15 protein-coding genes are annotated in these 16,896 nt (G+C 73.2%); 6 read left to right on the top strand and 9 right to left on the bottom strand.

Annotated elements, in window-relative coordinates; translation table 11 throughout:
• Window positions 1-3: 3 nt before the first annotated feature.
• The 5 genes from dmpG to ACZ4K2_RS24350 all read right to left on the bottom strand — a co-directional run bounded on the left by dmpG (window position 4) and on the right by ACZ4K2_RS24350 (window position 5,904).
• Window positions 4-1,068: a 4-hydroxy-2-oxovalerate aldolase gene (dmpG, locus tag ACZ4K2_RS24370; protein WP_467475703.1), complete on the bottom strand. Its 1,065-nt coding sequence runs from the start codon at window positions 1,066-1,068 to the stop codon at window positions 4-6.
• A gap of 20 nt (window positions 1,069-1,088) precedes the next feature.
• Complete coding sequence (locus tag ACZ4K2_RS24365; protein ID WP_467475704.1) at window positions 1,089-1,997, bottom strand: acetaldehyde dehydrogenase (acetylating); 909 nt, start codon at window positions 1,995-1,997, stop codon at window positions 1,089-1,091.
• A gap of 197 nt (window positions 1,998-2,194) precedes the next feature.
• Complete coding sequence (locus tag ACZ4K2_RS24360) at window positions 2,195-3,253, bottom strand: 2Fe-2S iron-sulfur cluster-binding protein (RefSeq protein WP_467475705.1); 1,059 nt, start codon at window positions 3,251-3,253, stop codon at window positions 2,195-2,197.
• Window positions 3,254-3,364: 111 nt separating this feature from the next.
• Window positions 3,365-5,041 carry an FAD-binding protein gene (locus ACZ4K2_RS24355; RefSeq protein ID WP_467475706.1) on the bottom strand — a complete coding sequence of 559 codons (1,677 nt, stop codon included), beginning with the start codon at window positions 5,039-5,041 and terminating at the stop codon, window positions 3,365-3,367.
• Entirely contained in the window at window positions 5,038-5,904 is an 867-nt protein-coding gene (locus tag ACZ4K2_RS24350) for an alpha/beta fold hydrolase (RefSeq protein ID WP_467475707.1), read from the bottom strand. The genes ACZ4K2_RS24355 and ACZ4K2_RS24350 overlap by 4 nt, the downstream gene beginning before the upstream one ends.
• Before the next feature lie 248 nt (window positions 5,905-6,152).
• Between ACZ4K2_RS24350 and ACZ4K2_RS24345 the strand changes: the two genes are divergently transcribed.
• The gene (locus ACZ4K2_RS24345; protein WP_467475708.1) at window positions 6,153-6,737 is read left to right on the top strand and encodes a flavin reductase family protein; all 585 of its coding nucleotides are present in this window, start codon (window positions 6,153-6,155) and stop codon (window positions 6,735-6,737) included.
• 269 nt (window positions 6,738-7,006) lie between these two features.
• Here ACZ4K2_RS24345 and ACZ4K2_RS24340 read toward each other — a convergent pair whose 3' ends face one another.
• Window positions 7,007-7,918, bottom strand: a complete 912-nt coding sequence (locus ACZ4K2_RS24340) for an IclR family transcriptional regulator (protein ID WP_467475709.1) — start codon at window positions 7,916-7,918, stop codon at window positions 7,007-7,009.
• Between the two features lie 223 nt (window positions 7,919-8,141).
• Between ACZ4K2_RS24340 and ACZ4K2_RS24335 the strand changes: the two genes are divergently transcribed.
• Both ACZ4K2_RS24335 and ACZ4K2_RS24330 read left to right on the top strand, forming a co-directional pair.
• Entirely contained in the window at window positions 8,142-8,996 is an 855-nt protein-coding gene (locus tag ACZ4K2_RS24335; protein ID WP_467475710.1) for an LLM class F420-dependent oxidoreductase, read from the top strand.
• A gap of 44 nt (window positions 8,997-9,040) precedes the next feature.
• Entirely contained in the window at window positions 9,041-9,670 is a 630-nt protein-coding gene (locus ACZ4K2_RS24330) for a nuclear transport factor 2 family protein (protein WP_467475711.1), read from the top strand.
• Window positions 9,671-9,840: 170 nt separating this feature from the next.
• Here the strand turns inward: ACZ4K2_RS24330 and ACZ4K2_RS24325 are convergent, their stop codons facing one another.
• The 3 genes from ACZ4K2_RS24325 to ACZ4K2_RS24315 form a co-directional block, all read right to left on the bottom strand.
• On the bottom strand, window positions 9,841-11,349 hold the full coding sequence (locus ACZ4K2_RS24325) for an MFS transporter (RefSeq protein ID WP_467475712.1): 1,509 nt from the start codon (window positions 11,347-11,349) through the stop codon (window positions 9,841-9,843).
• Between the two features lie 280 nt (window positions 11,350-11,629).
• Window positions 11,630-13,018, bottom strand: a complete 1,389-nt coding sequence (locus ACZ4K2_RS24320) for an amidase (RefSeq protein WP_467475713.1) — start codon at window positions 13,016-13,018, stop codon at window positions 11,630-11,632.
• A 444-nt stretch (window positions 13,019-13,462) separates the two neighbouring features.
• A complete protein-coding gene (locus ACZ4K2_RS24315) occupies window positions 13,463-14,374 on the bottom strand; it encodes an SDR family oxidoreductase (RefSeq protein WP_467475714.1) in 912 nt (303 codons plus the stop codon).
• A gap of 109 nt (window positions 14,375-14,483) precedes the next feature.
• Between ACZ4K2_RS24315 and ACZ4K2_RS24310 the strand changes: the two genes are divergently transcribed.
• Genes ACZ4K2_RS24310 through ACZ4K2_RS24300 form a run of 3 tightly spaced genes read left to right on the top strand, consistent with a single transcriptional unit; the run spans window position 14,484 to window position 16,875 of the window.
• A complete protein-coding gene (locus ACZ4K2_RS24310; RefSeq protein WP_467475715.1) occupies window positions 14,484-15,239 on the top strand; it encodes an enoyl-CoA hydratase family protein in 756 nt (251 codons plus the stop codon).
• Window positions 15,236-16,108, top strand: a complete 873-nt coding sequence (locus ACZ4K2_RS24305; RefSeq protein ID WP_467475716.1) for a CoA transferase subunit A — start codon at window positions 15,236-15,238, stop codon at window positions 16,106-16,108. The genes ACZ4K2_RS24310 and ACZ4K2_RS24305 overlap by 4 nt, the downstream gene beginning before the upstream one ends.
• The gene (locus ACZ4K2_RS24300) at window positions 16,105-16,875 is read left to right on the top strand and encodes a CoA-transferase subunit beta (protein ID WP_467475717.1); all 771 of its coding nucleotides are present in this window, start codon (window positions 16,105-16,107) and stop codon (window positions 16,873-16,875) included. The genes ACZ4K2_RS24305 and ACZ4K2_RS24300 overlap by 4 nt, the downstream gene beginning before the upstream one ends.
• Window positions 16,876-16,896: the final 21 nt, after the last annotated feature.

Below are 16,896 nucleotides of genomic sequence, written 5' to 3'. Positions count from 1 at the left end.
CTCTCACTTCCCCGCGGGCGTCGGCCCGGTCGTGTCCTCGGCCGCGGCGGCTCGTCCGGCGAGCCCGACGGCGATCTCGATGAGCTGGTCCTCCTGGCCGCCGACGAGCTTGCGGCGCCCGGCCTCCAGGAGGAGTTCGGTGCCGGAGACGCCGTACTTGGCGGCCTGCCGGCCGGCGTGCGCGAGGAAGCTGGAGTAGACGCCCGCGTAGCCCATGGTCAGCGACATCCGGTCGAGCAGGCGGTCGCCGCCCATGATGGGCAGCACGACGTCCTCGGCGGCGTCGATGATCTTCGGGATGTCGATGCCGGTGCGGATGCCGAGCTTCTCGGCGACGGCCGCGAACGCCTCGACGGGCGTGTTGCCCGCGCCCGCGCCGAAGCGGCGGGTGGAACCGTCGATCTGCAGGGCGCCGGCCCGGACGGCGTACACCGAGTTGGCGACGCCGAGTCCCAGGTTCTCGTGGCCGTGGAAGCCGACCTGGGCGTCGGCGCCGAGTTCGGCCACGAGCGCGGCGACCCGGTCCCCGACGCCTTCGAGGATCAGCGCGCCCGCGGAGTCCACGACGTACACGCACTGGCAGCCGGCGTCGGCCATGATCCGGGCCTGCCGGGCCAGGGCCTCGGGCGGGCTGCTGTGCGCCATCATCAGGAACCCGACGGTCTCCAGGCCGAGTTCACGGGCCAGTCCGAAGTGCTGGACGGCGATGTCGGCCTCGGTGCAGTGGGTGGCGATACGGCAGATGGAGGCGCCGTTGCCGGCGGCTTCGCGGATGTCGTCCTGGACGCCGAGGCCGGGCAGCATCAGGAAGGCGATCCTCGCCCGCCGGGCGGTCCGCACCGCCTCCTTGATGAGTTCCTGCTCGGGGGTGTGGCTGAAGCCGTAGTTGAACGAGGATCCGCCCAGGCCGTCGCCGTGGGTGACCTCGATGACGGGGACCCCGGCGTCGTCGAGGGCGCTGACGACGGCCCGTACGTCCGCCACGGTGAACTGGTGCTGCTTGGCGTGCGAGCCGTCCCGCAACGAGGAGTCGGTGACGCGGATGTCGAGGTCTGCGCTGAAGGGCATGACGGGGGGACTCCTTGCGGTCAGGACGCGGTGCGCCGGGTGATGATGCGCTGGGCGAAGCCCTCACCGACCTTGGTGGCGGCGGCGGTCATGATGTCGAGGTTCCCGGAGTAGGGCGGCAGGAAGTCGCCCGCGCCCTCCACCTCCAGGAAGATCGCGACGCGGGCGAGGCCGCCGCTGACGGTGTCCGGGTCGTCGAACTGCGGCTCGGCACGCAGCCGGTAGCCGGGGACATAGGCGGCGACCTGCCGCGCCACCTCGTGGACGGACTCGGTGATCGCCGCGCGGTCGGCGTCGGCCGGGACGGCGCAGAAGACGGTGTCCCGCATCAGCATGGGCGGTTCGGCCGGGTTGAGGATGATGATGGCCTTGCCGCGGGCGGCGCCCCCGATGGTCTCGATGCCGCGGCTGGTGGTGAGGGTGAACTCGTCGATGTTGGCGCGGGTGCCGGGGCCCGCGGAGGGCGAGGCGACGCTGGCGACGATCTCCGCGTAGGAGACCTCGGTGACCCGGGAGACGGCGTGCACCATGGGGATGGTGGCCTGGCCGCCGCAGGTGATCAGGCTGACGTTGGGCGCGTCCAGGTGTTCGCCGAGGTTGACGGCGGGGACGACGGCCGGGCCGAGCGCGGCCGGGGTGAGGTCGATGGCCTGGATGCCGAGTTCGGCGTACTTGGGGGCGTTGGCCTTGTGCACGTGGGCCGAGGTCGCCTCGAAGACCAGGTCGGGCCGGTCGTCCTGGGCGAGCAGCGGGTCGACGCCGTCGGCACTCGCGGTCAGGCCCTCCTCGGCGGCGCGTTTGAGACCGGGGCTCTGCGGGTCGATGCCGATCATCCAGCGCGGCTCGATCACCTCGGACCGGAGCAGTTTGTACATCAGGTCGGTGCCGATGTTTCCGGAGCCGACGATCGCGGCGGTCGCCTTGGTCACAGTTCGAACCTCATCCGAATCGGGGGTCGCGGGGAGCGCGGGAGCGCGGAGTCACGGGGTGGCGCCGGGGGCGGGCGGGAGGCGGGCACCGGGCGCGGGGTGCGGGCGCCGCGGGGTGCGCTCCCCAACGTGTCAGCGCGGGGCGCGGGCCGCCCGGCCCCTCCCGCTGAGCGGGAGTGCCGGGCGGGACGGCCGGGTCACCCGTCGTAGGTGATCCCGACGCGTTCGCTGAGCGGGAGCGCCTGGCAGGCCAGGACGTATCCGTCGGCGACGTCGCGTTCTTCGAGCACCTCGTTGCGTTCCATCGCCACCTCGCCCGTGACGAGCAGGCAGGTGCAGGCGCTGCAGTTGCCCTCGCGGCAGGAGTAGGGGGCTTCGAGGCCGGCGGCGAGGAGCACGTCGAGCAGCTTGCGGCGGGCGGGCCAGGGCAGCGTCCGGGTGGTGCCGTCGAGCGTCACCTCGACCTCGGCGGCCGGGCCCGCGGTCTCGCCGGACTCCCCGTCCGGGGCGTCGCCCGAGGTCTCGGGGGCGGCGAACGGGTCGCCGGTCAGCGAGGTGAACCGTTCGACGCGCACCCGCTCCCGCGGGACGCCCATGCCGGTGAGGGTGGTGGTGGCCAGCTCCATGAAGGGGCCGGGTCCGCAGACGAAGGCGTGCCGGTCGGCGTACGGCCGGGCCAGGGCGCGCAGCGCCGGTCCGGTGGGCAGGCCCTGTACGGACTCCAGCCAGTGCAGCACCGTCAGGCGGTCGCCGAACTCCGCGGCGAGTGAGACGAGTTCGTCCCGGAAGATCACCGAGTGCTCGTCGCGGTTGGCGTAGATCAGCGTGACCGATCCGGTGCCCGCGTGCAGACAGGAGGTGAGGATCGACATCACGGGGGTGATGCCGCTGCCCGCCGCGAGGAGGAGGAGGTCCTGGTCGAGCGAGTCGGGTGTGAACGTGCCGGCGGGCCGCAGGACGTCGAGGGTGTCGCCCGCGACGACGTGGTCGCAGATCCAGTTGGAGCCGTAACCGTTCGCCGTGCGTTTCACGGTGATCTTCAGTTTCTCGTCGCGCAGTGGGGAACTGCACAGCGAGTAGCAGCGGGCGGCTCCCCCGGCGCGTTCCGTGGGCACCCGGACGGTCAGGAACTGGCCGGGCCGGTAGCTGAACCGGTCCTTCGGCGCGTCCACCGGTTCGAGCACCAGCGAATGCGCGTCGGCGGTCTCGCGGACCACCTCGACCACGCGGACCGTGAGGTGGGTGTCTCGCCCCATGGCTGTACTGCCTTCCTTGCTCACTCGGCTTCCTTGCTCACTCGGCTTCCTTCTCACCGGGCTGCCGTGCGCACCCGGCCGCCTTGCCGACCCGGCTGCCCGCCGGAGCGGTCAGACCGGGCCCGCCCCGGTGCGGGCGGCGTGCCGGGCGGCGATGTAGCCGAAGACCATGGACGGGCCGATGGTGGCGCCGGGACCGGCGTACTCGTTGGCCATGACGGACGCGGAGGTGTTGCCGGTCGCGTACAGGCCGTCGATGTGGCTGCCGTCCTCGCGCAGCACCCGGCTGTGCTCGTCGCAGACCAGGCCGCCCTTGGTGCCGAGGTCGCCGACGTCGATGCGCACGGCGTAGTACGGGGCCTTGTCGATCACGTCGAGGTTGGGGTTGGGCAGCGTGGGGTCGCCGTAGTAGCGATCGTAGGCGCTGTCGCCGCGGCCGAAGTCGGTGTCCTTGCCCGCGCGGGCGAAGCCGTTGAACCGCTCCACGGTCGCGGTGAGTTCGGCTTCCGGGACACCGATGGCGCGGGCCAGTTCGGCGACGGTGTCGGCCCGGTGGACGAGACCGGCGTCGTAGAACCCGCGGGGGAACGGCATCCCGGGCAGGACCTGGGCGAACGGATAGCGGGCGCGGGCCTTCGCGTCCATCACGAACCAGGCGGGGACGTGCTTGCCGTCCAGTTGGTCGTGGACGAAGTTCGTGTACGGCGAGGACTCGTTGGTGAACCGTCGGCCGGCGGCGGAGACGATCAGCGACGGGGGGATGCAGCGTTCGGAGACGAGGGGGATCGTCACGCCCTTGGGGTGGCGCACGGACGGCATCCACCAGGCGTCGTCCATGAAGTCCACGGCCGCGCCGAGTCGGAGTCCGGCGAGGATGCCGTCGCCGACGTTCTCCTGCGCACCGGCGCTGAAGTTCTCCTTGCCGCCCTCGGGCAGGTACTGGTCGCGCATCCGCTGGTTGTGGTCGAAGCCGCCGGCGGCGAGCAGCACACCGCGCCGGGCGCCGATGCGCACGGTCCCGCCCTCGCGCCCGGCGACGATGCCGGTGACCCGGCCGGCGTCGTCGGTGACGAGGGCGGTCATCGGGGTGCGCAGCCACAGGGGGACGCCGGCGTCCTTGAGGGCCATGCGCATCCGGGCCACCAGGGCGCGGCCGCCGGTGGACATGTGGCGGCGGCGGACCACGTTGGAGGAGACCCGCCAGGCGGCCACGACGGACGCCCAGCGGCCGCGCCAGGTCCGCTTGACCATGGCCAGGTCGTGGTAGTCCTTGCCGGTGACCCACAGACCGAGGGGGCCCTTGAGGCTGTTGGGCCGCTGGTACTCCTCGTCCTCGCCCAGCTTGCGCGTGTCGAACGGGATCGCCTCGATCGACCGGCCCCTGGGGCGGCCGCCCTCGTACTCGGGGTGGTAGTCGGAGTAGCCCTTGGTCCAGGAGAAGCGCATCCACTTGCTGCGGCACAGCAGTTCCATGGCGGCGGGGCCCTCGTCGACGTAGGCGTCGAGGCGGGCGGCCGGGACGCGGCCCTCGGTGAGCAGGTCGAGGTAGCGGCGGACGGACTCCCGGCTGTCGTCGTGGCCCTCGGCGCGCAGCACGGGGTTGCCGGGGATCCAGATGCCACCGCCGGAGATGCCGGTGGTGCCCCCGTACATGGCGCCCTTCTCGACCACGACGGTGGACAGTCCGGCGTCGGCGGCGGCCAGCGCGGCGGTCATGCCGCCGCCTCCGCTGCCGACGATGACGAAGTCGAACTCGTGGTCCCAGGCGGGGGCGGGGGTGCCGGTCATGCCGACTCCTTGCGGGTCAGGAAGGCCAGTACGACGTTCTCCCAGGCCGCCTTCTGCTCGATCATCACCCAGTGACCGCAGTCGGGGAACACGTGCAGTTCGGCGTCCGGGATGGTGCGCATCGGCACGATGGACATGTCGACGGGGCTGACGCGGTCGTCGCGGCCCCAGGTGATCAGGGTCTTCGGCCTGAGCCGGTGCAGCATCGCCCAGTACGGGGCCTCGTCGGAGGCGGCCGTGGCGGCCCCGCGGGCGGCGAAGGCGGCGCTGCCGTACATTGTGCGGGCGTTGGCCAGGGCCTGCGGGTCGTTGGCGAGCTGCCAGCGCTCCTCGACGAGTTCCTCGGTGACGAGGCTCTGGTCGTACACCATCGAGCGCAGCCAGCGGACCAGGCCCTCGCGGGTGGGGTTGTCGGTGAACTCCGTCAGCAGCCTGATGCCCTCGCCGGGGCCGGGGCTGAACACGTTGCGGCCGATGCCGCCGATCGTGACGAGCCGGCGGATCCGGTCGGGGTGGCGCAGCGCGTACCGGGTACCGACGATGCCGCCCATGGAGTTGCCGACGAGGTCGACCCGGTCCAGGCCGAGGGCGTCGAGGAAGCGGCCGAGGGCTGCGGGGGCGGTGACCATGGGGTGTCCGTCGGCGGGGTCGCTGACGCCGAACCCGGGCAGTTCGAGGACCAGGCAGCGGAAGTGCTCGGCGAAGGTGGCGAGGTTGCCGCGGTAGTTGCGCCAGCCGGTGACGCCCGGGCCCGAGCCGTGCAGCATCACCAGCGGAGGGCCGTCGCCGGCCTCGTGGTAGCGCAGTACGCCCTGGTCGGTGGTGAGTTCACGCGCGGTGGACTCGTGGCTCAGCTCCGTCATCGTTCTCGCCTTCGCCGTCCTGTGGTCAACGCCCGGAACGTAGCCAGCGGGGTACCGGCGGCGCGGGGAACGTCCCGATCAGCGGGACGTACGGGCGTACGCGGCCGGGCGCCGGACCGGGGTCCGGGCGCGCCGGGCCGGGTTCCACTCATCGGGAGCGCCGTCGTGCTCCGTCCGGCGCGGCCCTACGTTCGGGCACCGTTCCGCTCACCGCGCGACACCGTGCCGTCCCCCTTGAGGTGAACCCGATGAGAGCAGATCCGCCGACCGTGACCGAGACCCTCGACAGCGCGGCACCCACCCCGGCCGGCATGCGCCGGGCGATGGGGCTGTTCGCCACCGGCGTCACCGTGGTCACCGGGCTGGACGACGACGGCGGGCCGGTCGGCTTCGCCTGCCAGTCGTTCGCGTCGGTCTCGCTGGAACCGCCGCTGGTGCTCTTCTGCGCCGACCACCGCGGCCGGGCCTGGCCCCGGATGCGGGGCTCGGGCCGGTTCTGCGTCAACGTCCTGGCCAGGGAGCAGGCGGGCCTGTGCGAGCGCTTCGGCTCCAGCCGGGGCGCCAAGTACGAGGGGCTCGGCTGGGACCTGTCGCCCTGGGGCACGCCCGCACTGCGCGGCGTGCTGATGCGCGCGCACGCGGAGGTGTACGACGTGCACGTGGCCGGCGACCACGACGTGGTGATCGGCCGGGTCCTGGAGCTGGAGACGGGGGGCGAGCAGCGGCCGATGCTGTTCTTCCGCGGGCGCTTCGGGGTCGACGGCGACCCGGCCGCGCCCCCCGCCCCACCGGTGGGCCGGTTCACCTGGGGCATGGGTGACCTCTGGGGGTGACGGGCCGGCGGCGGGCCGCGGGGGCCGCCGGGTACGGCTACGGTCCCTGCGGCCGGTCCCCGTTGCACCGCTTGGTTCCGCCGTTGCGTTGCTCGGGGCCGGTCGCCGTTGCGTTGCTCGGTGCCGGTCGCCCCACGGCCGTTCTCCGCTCCACTGCTCGGGACCGGCCGCGCCGCGGCGGTCTCCGTGCCACCGGTTGCCACCGGTAGGCGCGCGGTCGGCCTCGGTCTCCGTTCCGCGCCCGCGGCCGGTGGACGCGGTCCGCCGTCCTACAGCCAGTCGCCGTTCTGCCCGGTCGCGAGCAGCCGGTCCATGGTCTGCGCCGACCAGGTCCCCTCGGAGCCCGTGCCGGTGGACCGGCCGGTCTTCCCGTGCCGGTCGGAGCGGTCGTGGCCGTCCGCGCAGGGGAAGAGTTCCCGGGAGACCTGCCGGGCGGCGTCGACCACCAGGGGCGCGACCTTCTCCAGCGGGGTGCGTGCTTCACCGGCCAGCGAGATCGCGGCCACCGGGCCCTCCGGGCCGCGTACGGCCGCCGCCACGCAGGCGATGCCGGGGTAGTACTCGCCGTACTCGAAGGCCAGGCCGCGACGCTGCCTGATCCGGTTCAGCTCCTGGTGCAGCGTGGACAGGTCGGCGATGGTGCGCTGGGTGAGCTTGCCCAGGGCGTCGGCCAGCCTGGCCTCGACGTCCTCCGGCTCCAGCCACGCCAGCATCGCCTTGCCGAGTGCCGTCGCGTGAGCGGGGGTGCGGCCGCCGACCCACGAGGGGACGGAGGCGGCGAAACGGCCGCCGGCCTTGTCGAGGTAGTGCACCTGTCCCTCGTCGAGCACGGCCAGGTGGACCACCAGGCCGGTGCGGATCTGCAACTCGTGCAGCCGTCCCGCGGCGACAGCGCGGATCTCGGCGTGGGCGCCGTCGCCACCGCCGAGTCCGAGGGCGCGGCGGCCGAGGCCGTAGCCGAAGTGGGTGTGCTCCAGCCAGCGCAGCCGCACCAGTTGTTCGAGGATGCGGTGGGCCGTCGAACGCGGCAGGTGGGTGCGGCGCGCCACGTCCTCCAGGGACAGCCTGGTGGTGCGGCCGGTGAACGTGTCCATGATGAGCGTCATCCGCTCGACCATCGACGGCGGCAGCTCCTTGCGAGCGGGCGCGTCCACGGCAGCCACGTCACTGACAACCGTCATGGGGCTCTCCCTCCAGCCTGAACTGAAATGAATTCTGCTTTTGGAAGCTAGCAGCGTGTGCCACCCGGAGGAAGGGGTGTGCACGGGATTCCGGTTGCCGAGCCGGCGCGCCGCGGGCCTGCGGCCTCCCGATCAGCGGGACCGTCCGGGGCCCGGGTCCCGCTCCTGCGTTACGAATCGCCTGGACAGCACGCCCTTCGCAGACGGCACGAGGAGAGACTCCATGCGGATCGGGATCACATCGCCCGTGGTGGTGCAGCTGCCGGGCGCCGCCTCCCCCTGGGAGGCCGACGCCGGCATCGAGGAGCTGGGTCTGGTGGCGCGGACCGCCGACCGGCTCGGGTTCCACCACCTGACGTGCAGCGAGCACGTCGCGGTCCCGCTCGACGTCGCCCGGGAACGCGGCGGCACCTACTGGGACCCGGTGGCCACCCTCGGTCACCTGTCCGCGCTCACCAGCCGCATCCGGCTGGTCACCCAGGTCCTCGTCCTCGGCTACCACCACCCCCTCCAGATCGCCAAGCGGTACGGCACCCTGGACCGGCTCAGCGCCGGCCGCGTCACGCTCGGACTCGGCGTGGGCACACTCGCCGAGGAGTTCGAGCTGCTCGGCGCCGAGTTCGCGGACCGGGGGGCACGCGCCGACGACGCGCTGCGCGCCCTGCGGGCCGCGCTGTCCCGGCGAGTGCCGGAGTACCGGGGCGAGTACTACGCCTTCGAGGACTTCGTCGTCGAACCGCACGCCGTCCAGGAGCACGTGCCGCTGTGGATCGGCGGCCGCACCCCGCGCTCGCTGCGCCGGGCCGTCGCGCTCGGGGACGGCTGGGTGCCGTTCGGGCTGGCCCCGGACCGGCTGCGCGAGATGCTCGACAGGACCGACGTGCCGGACGGCTTCGAGATCGTCCTCGCGCCCAGCCGGCCCCTCGACCCGGCCGGGGCTCCGAAGGACACGGTCGCCGCCCTGACCCGGCTGCGCGACGCCGGGGCCACGGTGCTGTCGGCCTCGCTCTCGGCGCGGTCCGCGGAGCACTACTGCGAGCAGCTCGCGGCCCTGCACGCCCTGGCCGGCACCCTCTGACCCTCCTTGACACCCCCCCCAACCCCGAGCGACGGGAGCGACCGTTGAGCGACACCGAGCAGCCCCCGGCGGGCACCGGGCAGGCACAGCCCCTGACGGACACCGGGCGGACACGGGTCCCGGCCGACGACCGGCAGGCCCTCGCCGACAGTCAGGAGGCCCTGGCCGGCGCCCGGGAGGCCCTGGCCCGCCTCGAACGGCGGCTGTCCCGGCTCGAGGACGAGGCCGCCGTGACGTCCTTGATCCTCTCCTACGGCCCACTGGTCGACAGCGGGCAGGCCGAGGCCGTGGCGGGCCTGTGGGAGGAGGACGGCGTCTACGACGTGGACGAGCTGCTGATGAGCGGGCGCGCGGAGATCGGTGCCATGGTCCGCTCCCCCAACCACCAGCGGTGGATCGGCCAGGGCTGCGCCCATATCGTGGGGGCGCCCCGGGTGCGGGTGGACGGGGACGAGGCCGTCGCCGTCTGCTACACCACCATGATCGTCCGCGATCCGGGGACGGGCGGGTTCACCCTGCGGCGGGCCACCGCGAACCACTGGCGGCTGCGCCGCGGCCCCGACGGGTGGCGGGTGACCGTCCGCACGAACCGGGTCCTGGACGGACGTGCGGAGTCCCCGGCCCTGCTCGCCTCGGGTGTCGCGGACGGCGAAGAGCGTACGGAAGGGGCCTGACGGGCCGTACGAGCAATGGCTCGTGAGAAAAGCATGCGGGGCGTATGCGGGTAGACGGTGCGCGGCCGGGACGTGCGCGAGCGGGAGCGGGGAGCCGGAGTGGCGGGAGCGAGCCGTCCGGCCGCGGCTGGGGATCGCGGCCGGACGGTGTGTGCAGGGGGGCGACGGGATCAGCCCGCCGCCTCGCTCGCGGACAGCCGCACGTCCCCGGCCGGCGGGAGCCCCTCGGCCGGTTCCGTCAGACCGCCGCGCGCGGGGGTCCGGCCGTGCTTCATGAGCAGGGCGACCGCCACTCCCACGGCCCCCACCACGGCCGCGTACCCGTAGGCGTGGGTGAGCGCGCTGTCGGCGTAGACCACGGAGCTGGTGGCCGCGTCGACCATCAGCACGTGGTCGGACATGACCACGCCGGTGAGTGCCGTGGCGATACCGGCGGCCAGCAGGGTGGTCATGCCGCCGATCGAGTTGCCCACCGCGTTCTGCGAGGGCGGCAGGGAGTCCTGGAGCAGGTTGGCGTTGGAGGAGTGCAGGAAGCCGTTGGCGCAGCCGCCGACGAGGGCCACCAGACCGATCTGCCACTGCACGGTGAACAGTCGGGAGCCGAGGAACATGACCAGGAGGTAGCAGGCGGCGCCGGCGAGGAGTACGTTGCGGGCGCCGATCTTCGTGGTCAGGTGGCCGCCGAGGGGTCCCATGAACATCGCCACGATGCCCAGCGGACAGGTCCAGACGGCCAGTTCGGTCGCGGACAGTCCGGCGCCGTAACCGAGTCCCGGGATGCCCTCCGGTGTCCGCAGCATGGTGGGGCTGATCAGCGCGTGCGCGTTCATCATGTACGCCACGCACGCGACGGCCAGGACCGTCGGGCCGAACCTGCGGCCCAGCAGGACGTCGAGCGAGATCAGCGGGTGCCGGCAGACCCTTTCCCAGGCCCCGAACCCGATCAGCATGGCGACGCCGAGGATCAGGAGCGTCAGGGTGGAGCCGGCGGTCCAGCCCCACGTGCCGCCCTGCGTGATGCCCAGCAGCAGCACGCCGATGCCGGGGCCGAGCAGGGCGGTTCCGATGTAGTCGACGGGGCGGTCGACGCGCACCGTGCTCTCGGGGATGACGACGGCGTACAGCGGCAGCAGGACGACCACGTAGAGCGCGAGGAACCAGAAGACGCCCTCGGGACCGTGGTGGTCGATGAGCCAGCCCGCCAGGAAGGGCCCGGCGAGGGCGGCCATGCCGATGCCGGTCACCACGGTGCCCAGCGCGATCGGCACGAAGTCGCGCGGCATGATGTCGCGCACGAGGCTGTACGAGAGGGAGATGATCCCGACGAGGCAGCCCTGCAGGGCCCTGCCCACCAGCAGTACGGCGAAGGACGACGCGAGCGCGCAGATCACGCTGCCCGCGAGGAAGACGAGCCCGAGCAGCAGGATGACCCGCTTCTTGCCCCACTTGTCCGCCGCCTTGCCCACCAACGGCATGACGGTGGCGCCGGCGAGGGTGACGATCGAGGCGGCCCAGGCGATGTTCAGGGTCCTGAACTCCCGGGCCATGTCGGGCAGCGCCGGGTAGACCATCGTGATCTCGAAGGTGCCGGCCTCCGAGAGGAGGATGACCAGGGCGAGCACGGCCAGTGCCCTCCCTTTGGAGAGCACCGCGGGGAGCGGGGTGACGTTGTCTGCCATCGTGATCCTTTGTCGAGGGTGCGAGGCACGGGTGCGGGTGCGGGTCCGGGTGCGGGTGCGGGTGCGGGTGCCGCAGGAGCGGGCCTGTGCGAGCGGAGCCCTCCTCGGGTGCGGGCTCATGAGGCCGCGGCTGTGAGGGCACGGGCTCGTGGCGGTGCGGCCCCGCGAGGGAGGGCGGCGGCCCGTGGAGGCGGGGCGCCATCAGGGCCCCGGGGGATGTACGGCGAGGACGGGACGCGACGGTCCGTCAGCGGGCCTTGCCGAGCGGTGCGATGAGGTCCTAGGGCGCGGCCTGTTCCAGCTGTGCGGCCAGGGCGAGCAGGACTGACTCGCCTCCGGCGGCGGCCGCGAACTGGACCCCCAGCGGCATGCCGTCGCCGTCCCGCCCGAAGGGGACGGACATCGCCGGCATGCCGGTGACGTTGTGGACGCTCGTGAACGCCGACTGGACGGCCGCGTGTTCGTAGATGGTCTCCGGCCGGCGCGTGTCGAGGGTGCCGAGCCGGGGGGTGGGCCGCGCGAGCGTCGGGGTCAGCAGGACGTCGTACGTCTCGAACGCGGCGCCGACCTGCCAGCCGATCTCCTGCGCTCGCCGCAGGGCGCGGCTGACGTCCGCGCCGGTGAGGGTGCGGCAGTGGTCGTAGATCACCCGGGTGAGGGGCTCGATGTCGTCGTCGGCGAGGGGACGGCCGAGTTGTTCGAGCCGGGCGTCGATCTGCACGACGACATCGGTTCCCATCAGCGCGGCCGAGGTGGCGCCCACGTCGTCCGGCCGGTAGGGAGCCGCGGCCTCGACCACCCGGTGCCCCAGTTCCTCGCACACCCGGGCGGCGTCGAGCACGGCCCGCAGCGGCTCCGCGTGCACCGCGGGACCTCCCGGCAGAGAGGTGATCAGACCGATGCGCAGGGGTCCGGGATCACGTCCGAGGCAGGCGGCGAAGGTGTCACCGCAGGTGGGCGCGGCGTAGGCGTCGCCGAGGAGCGGGCCCGCGGCGATGTCGAGCAGCAGCGCGCTGTCGCGGACCGTGCGGGTCACGGCGTGGTGTCCCGAGACCAGCCCGGACAGGGTGGTGGGGCGGGGTGCGGGCGAGACCCGGCCGCGACCGGGTTTGAGTCCGAAGAGTCCGCAGGCCGCGGAGGGGATGCGGATCGATCCGCCGCCGTCGCTGGCGTGCGCGACGGGCACCATGCCGGCGCTCACGGCGGCGGCCGATCCGCCGCTCGATCCGCCCGGCGAGTGGCCGGTGCCCCAGGGGTTGCGGGTCGGTCCGTACAGGGTCGGCTCGGTGCTGGCGTTGAGACCGAGTTCGGGGGTGTTGGTGGTCCCGAGGACGACCATCCCGGCACGCCGGTAGCGCTTGACGAGTTCGCTGTCGCGCCCGGCGATGGCGTCCGGGCCGGCGAAGAGCCTGCTCCCGCCGGTGGCCGGCAGGCCGGCGACCTCCGTGCCGAGGTCCTTGACGAGGACGGGCACGCCGCGCAGCGGGCCGTCGGGCAGCCCGGCGTCCACCTCGGCGAGCGCCTCGTCGAAACGGGTGTGGATGACGGCGTTGAGTTCGCCGTTGAGTTTCACGATGCGGGCGATGGCGTCCTCGACCACGTCTCGGGCGCTCACCTCACCGCCCGCTATCGCGGACGCCGTCGCGACGGCGTCCCACCTGTCGGCCACTGGCTTCTCCTCACACTCGGGCGACCGCGCGGCGCGACCGGGACCGGATCGGGGACCCGGTCGGGGGCGCGGCTCGCCGCACGGCGGTGCTTCGTCGCGGTCCGTGGTCCGCCGGCCCCGCGTCGGAGCACGGGGGCCGGTCGGGGCACGGGGGCGGAGCCTTGGGGGGTGAGGGGAAGTTACGGCCCGGCACACCCGCCGATGTGAGGTGTCCCACTCACCGGGAGCGCCGGATGCCGGTCCGACGCCGATCTGACAATCGCCGCCCGAACCGCGACCACCGCCCGCGCCCGCCCGCACCACTCCGGCGGCACGGGCGAGCGCGGCCGAGGCGGAGGGTGCCGGGCACCGCGCGCCGGCTGCGGGCCGGTGTCCCCCGACGGGAACCGGGCACCCGGCACCGCTCGCCGGCCGCGGCAGCCGGACGCGCGGCGCCCGTGGTGGCTACCGGGCGCCGTACACCGGCTGGGCGGGCAGGGCTTCCGCCAGGAGTTCGCGGGCGGTCTCTCCCGCCTCGGCCGGGGTCCGGCGGGCCTCCTTGTCGGCGGTGGGGCCCGGGCGCCAGCCTTCCATGACCGTGATCCGGCCGCCCTCGGCCTCGAACACCCGCCCCGTCACCCCGGCCGAGTCGGCGGAGCCCAGCCAGACGACGAGCGGGGAGACGTTCCCCGGGGCCATGGCGTCGAATCCGCCCTGCTCCGGGGCGGCCATGGTGTCGGCGAAGGTCTGTTCGGTCATCCGGGTACGGGCGGCCGGAGCGATGGCGTTGACCTGGACGCCGTAACCCCCGAGTTCGGCGGCCGCGACCAGGGTGAGGCCGACGATCCCGGCCTTGGCGGCCGAGTAGTTGCCCTGGCCGACGCTGCCCAGCAGCCCCGCGCCCGAACTGGTGTTGATCACGCGGGCTTCGGGGGCGCGGCCGGCCTTCGCCTCGGCCCGCCAGTACGCGGCGGCGTGTTTGAGGGTGAGGAAGTGGCCCTTGAGGTGGACGCGCATGACGGCGTCCCAGTCGTCCTCTTCGAGGTTGACGAGCATGCGGTCGCGCAGGAACCCGGCGTTGTTCACGAGGGTGTCGAGGCGGCCGAAGGTGTCGACGGCGGCGGCCACGAGGGATGCGGCGCCGTCGGCGGTGGCGATGTCACCGCCGTGCGCGACCGCCTCCCCGCCGACCGCCCTGATCTCGTCGACGACCTGCCGGGCGGGCCCCGAGGCGCCGCCGGTGCCGTCCAGTCCGACGCCGAGGTCGTTGACGACGACCTTGGCCCCTTCGGCGGCGAACGCGAGCGCGTGCGCGCGCCCGAGTCCGCGCCCCGCTCCGGTCACGACGGCCACTCGTCCAGCGCACAGTCCGGTCATGTGAGGTGACTCCCCTTCTCGTCGAGGCACCGGGATGCCTTCCCGCGGCGCCTGTACCACTGCTACCTTCACCTAACAAACGTTTGGTGGAAAGGTAGCTGATCTGCTCATGGGTGTCTCCACCTCCGCCCCCGACAAGGGCGTCGCCGTCATCACAGTGGACTTCCCCCCGGTCAACGCCCTGCCCGTACAGGGCTGGCACGACCTGGCCACCGCGGTACGCGCCGCCGGGGCCGATCCCGACGTGCGCTGTGTGGTGCTCACCGCGGCCGGCCGGGGCTTCAACGCGGGCGTCGACATCAAGGAGGTGCGGCGCGCGACCGGCCACGAGGCACTCATCGGCGCCAACCACGGCTGCGCCGACGCCTTCGCCGCGGTCTACGACTGCCAGGTCCCCGTGGTCGCCGCGGTGCACGGCTTCTGCCTGGGCGGGGGCATCGGCCTGGTGGGCAACGCGGACGCGATCGTCGCCTCCGACGACGCCGCCTTCGGCCTGCCCGAGCTGGACCGCGGCGCGCTCGGCGCCGCCACCCACCTGGCCCGGCTGGTCCCGCAGCACCTGATGCGGACGCTCTACTACACCTCGCGCACGGTGACCGCGCAGGAGCTGCACGGGCACGGCTCGGTGTGGCGGGTGGTGCCCCGCGGGCAACTGCTCGACGCCGCGCTCGAACTGGCCCGGGAGATCGCCCTGAAGGACGGGTACCTGCTCCGGCTGGCCAAGGCCGCCATCAACGGCATCGACCCGGTGGACGTCCGCCGCAGCTACCGCTTCGAACAGGGCTTCACCTTCGAGGCCAACCTCAGCGGTGTCGCCGACCGCGTGCGCGACACCTTCGGCACGGACCGGGAGAAGCAGTCATGAGCAAGGACAAGACCATGACCGTCGAGGAGGTCGTCGGCCGCCTGCGCAGCGGCATGACGATCGGCATCGGCGGCTGGGGGTCGCGGCGCAAGCCGATGGCCCTGGTCCGGGCGCTGCTGCGCTCGGACGTCACCGACCTGACCGTGGTGTCGTACGGCGGTCCGGACGTGGGTCTGCTGGCCGCGGCCGGGAAGATCCGCAAGCTGGTCGCGGCGTTCGCCACCCTCGACTCCGTCCCGCTGGAGCCGCACTTCCGGGCGGCCCGGCAGCGCGGCGGGCTGGAACTGGTGGAGCTGGACGAGGCGATGCTCATGTGGGGGCTGACCGCCGCCGCGCACCGGCTGCCGTTCATGCCGATCCGCGCGGGGCTCGCCTCGGACGTCATGCGGGTCAACCCCCACCTGCGGACGGTCACCTCACCGTACGAGGACGGCGAGGAACTGGTCGCGGTGCCCGCGCTGCGCCTGGACGCCGCGCTGGTCCACCTCAACCGCGCGGACGTGCACGGCAACGCCCAGTACCTGGGCCCCGATCCCTACTTCGACGACCTGTTCTGCGAGGCCGCCGACGCCGCGTACGTCTCCTGCGAGCAGATCGTGGACAGCGCCGACCTCCTCAAGGCGACGGGCCCGCAGTCGCTGCTGGTCAAGCGTGCGTTCGTGAACGGCGTGGTGGAGACCCCGAACGGCGCGCACTTCACCACCTGCGCCCCCGACCACGGCCGCGACGAGGCCTTCCAGCGCGCCTACGTCACCGCCGCCGGCGACCCGGAGTCCTGGGCGGCGTTCACCCGGCGGTTCCTCTCCGGCGACGAACAGGCGTACCAGGCCGCGGTGACGGCGTTCCACGCGGAGGAGAAGACAGCATGAGCGACACCGTGACGACGGCGGCGACGCGCGCCGAGTACTGCGTGGTGGCCTGCGCCGAGGCCTGGCGGGACGCGGGCGAGGTCCTGGCCAGTCCGATGGGCACGGTCCCGACGATCGGGGCCCGGCTGGCGAAGCTCGCCTTCTCCCCCGACCTGCTGCTCACCGACGGCGAGGCGCTGCTCATGGCCGACGTGCCGGCGGTGGGCGCCCGCGCGGAGGTCGTGGAGGGCTGGCTGCCCTACCGGCAGCACCTGGCGATGGTGGCGAGCGGGCGGCGGCACGTGATGATGGGCGCCTCCCAGATCGACCGCTTCGGCAACCAGAACATCTCCTGCATCGGCGACTGGGCCCGCCCCGAGCGGCAGTTGCTGGGGGTGCGCGGCGCGCCCGTCAACACCCTCAACAACCCGACGAGTTACTGGGTGCCCCGGCACTCGTCGCGGGTGTTCGTGGAGAAGGTGGACATGATCTGCGGCGTCGGCTACGACAGCGCGGCCGCCGCCGGGCCCTCCGCCACCCGCTACCACCGTGTCCCCGAGGTCATCAGCGACCTGGGCGTCTTCGACTTCGAGACGCCGGACCACTCGATGCGGCTGCGTTCGGTGCACCCCGGTGTCACGGTGGAGCAGGTGGTCGCGGCCACCGGCTTCCCGCTCGTCGTCCCGGGCGAGGTGCCCCTCACCCGTGAACCCACCGACGCGGAAGTGCGGTTGATCCGCGAGGTCATCGACCCGGCGGGCGCCAGGAACCGCGAGGTCCGCTCGTGAGCGGGGAAAGCGGGCCGGGCG

The sequence above is a fragment of the Streptomyces sp. NPDC025833 genome, from assembly GCF_055558055.1.
The sequence above is the reverse complement of the archived record's forward strand: the minus strand, read 5'-3'. Positions and strand labels throughout refer to the sequence as shown.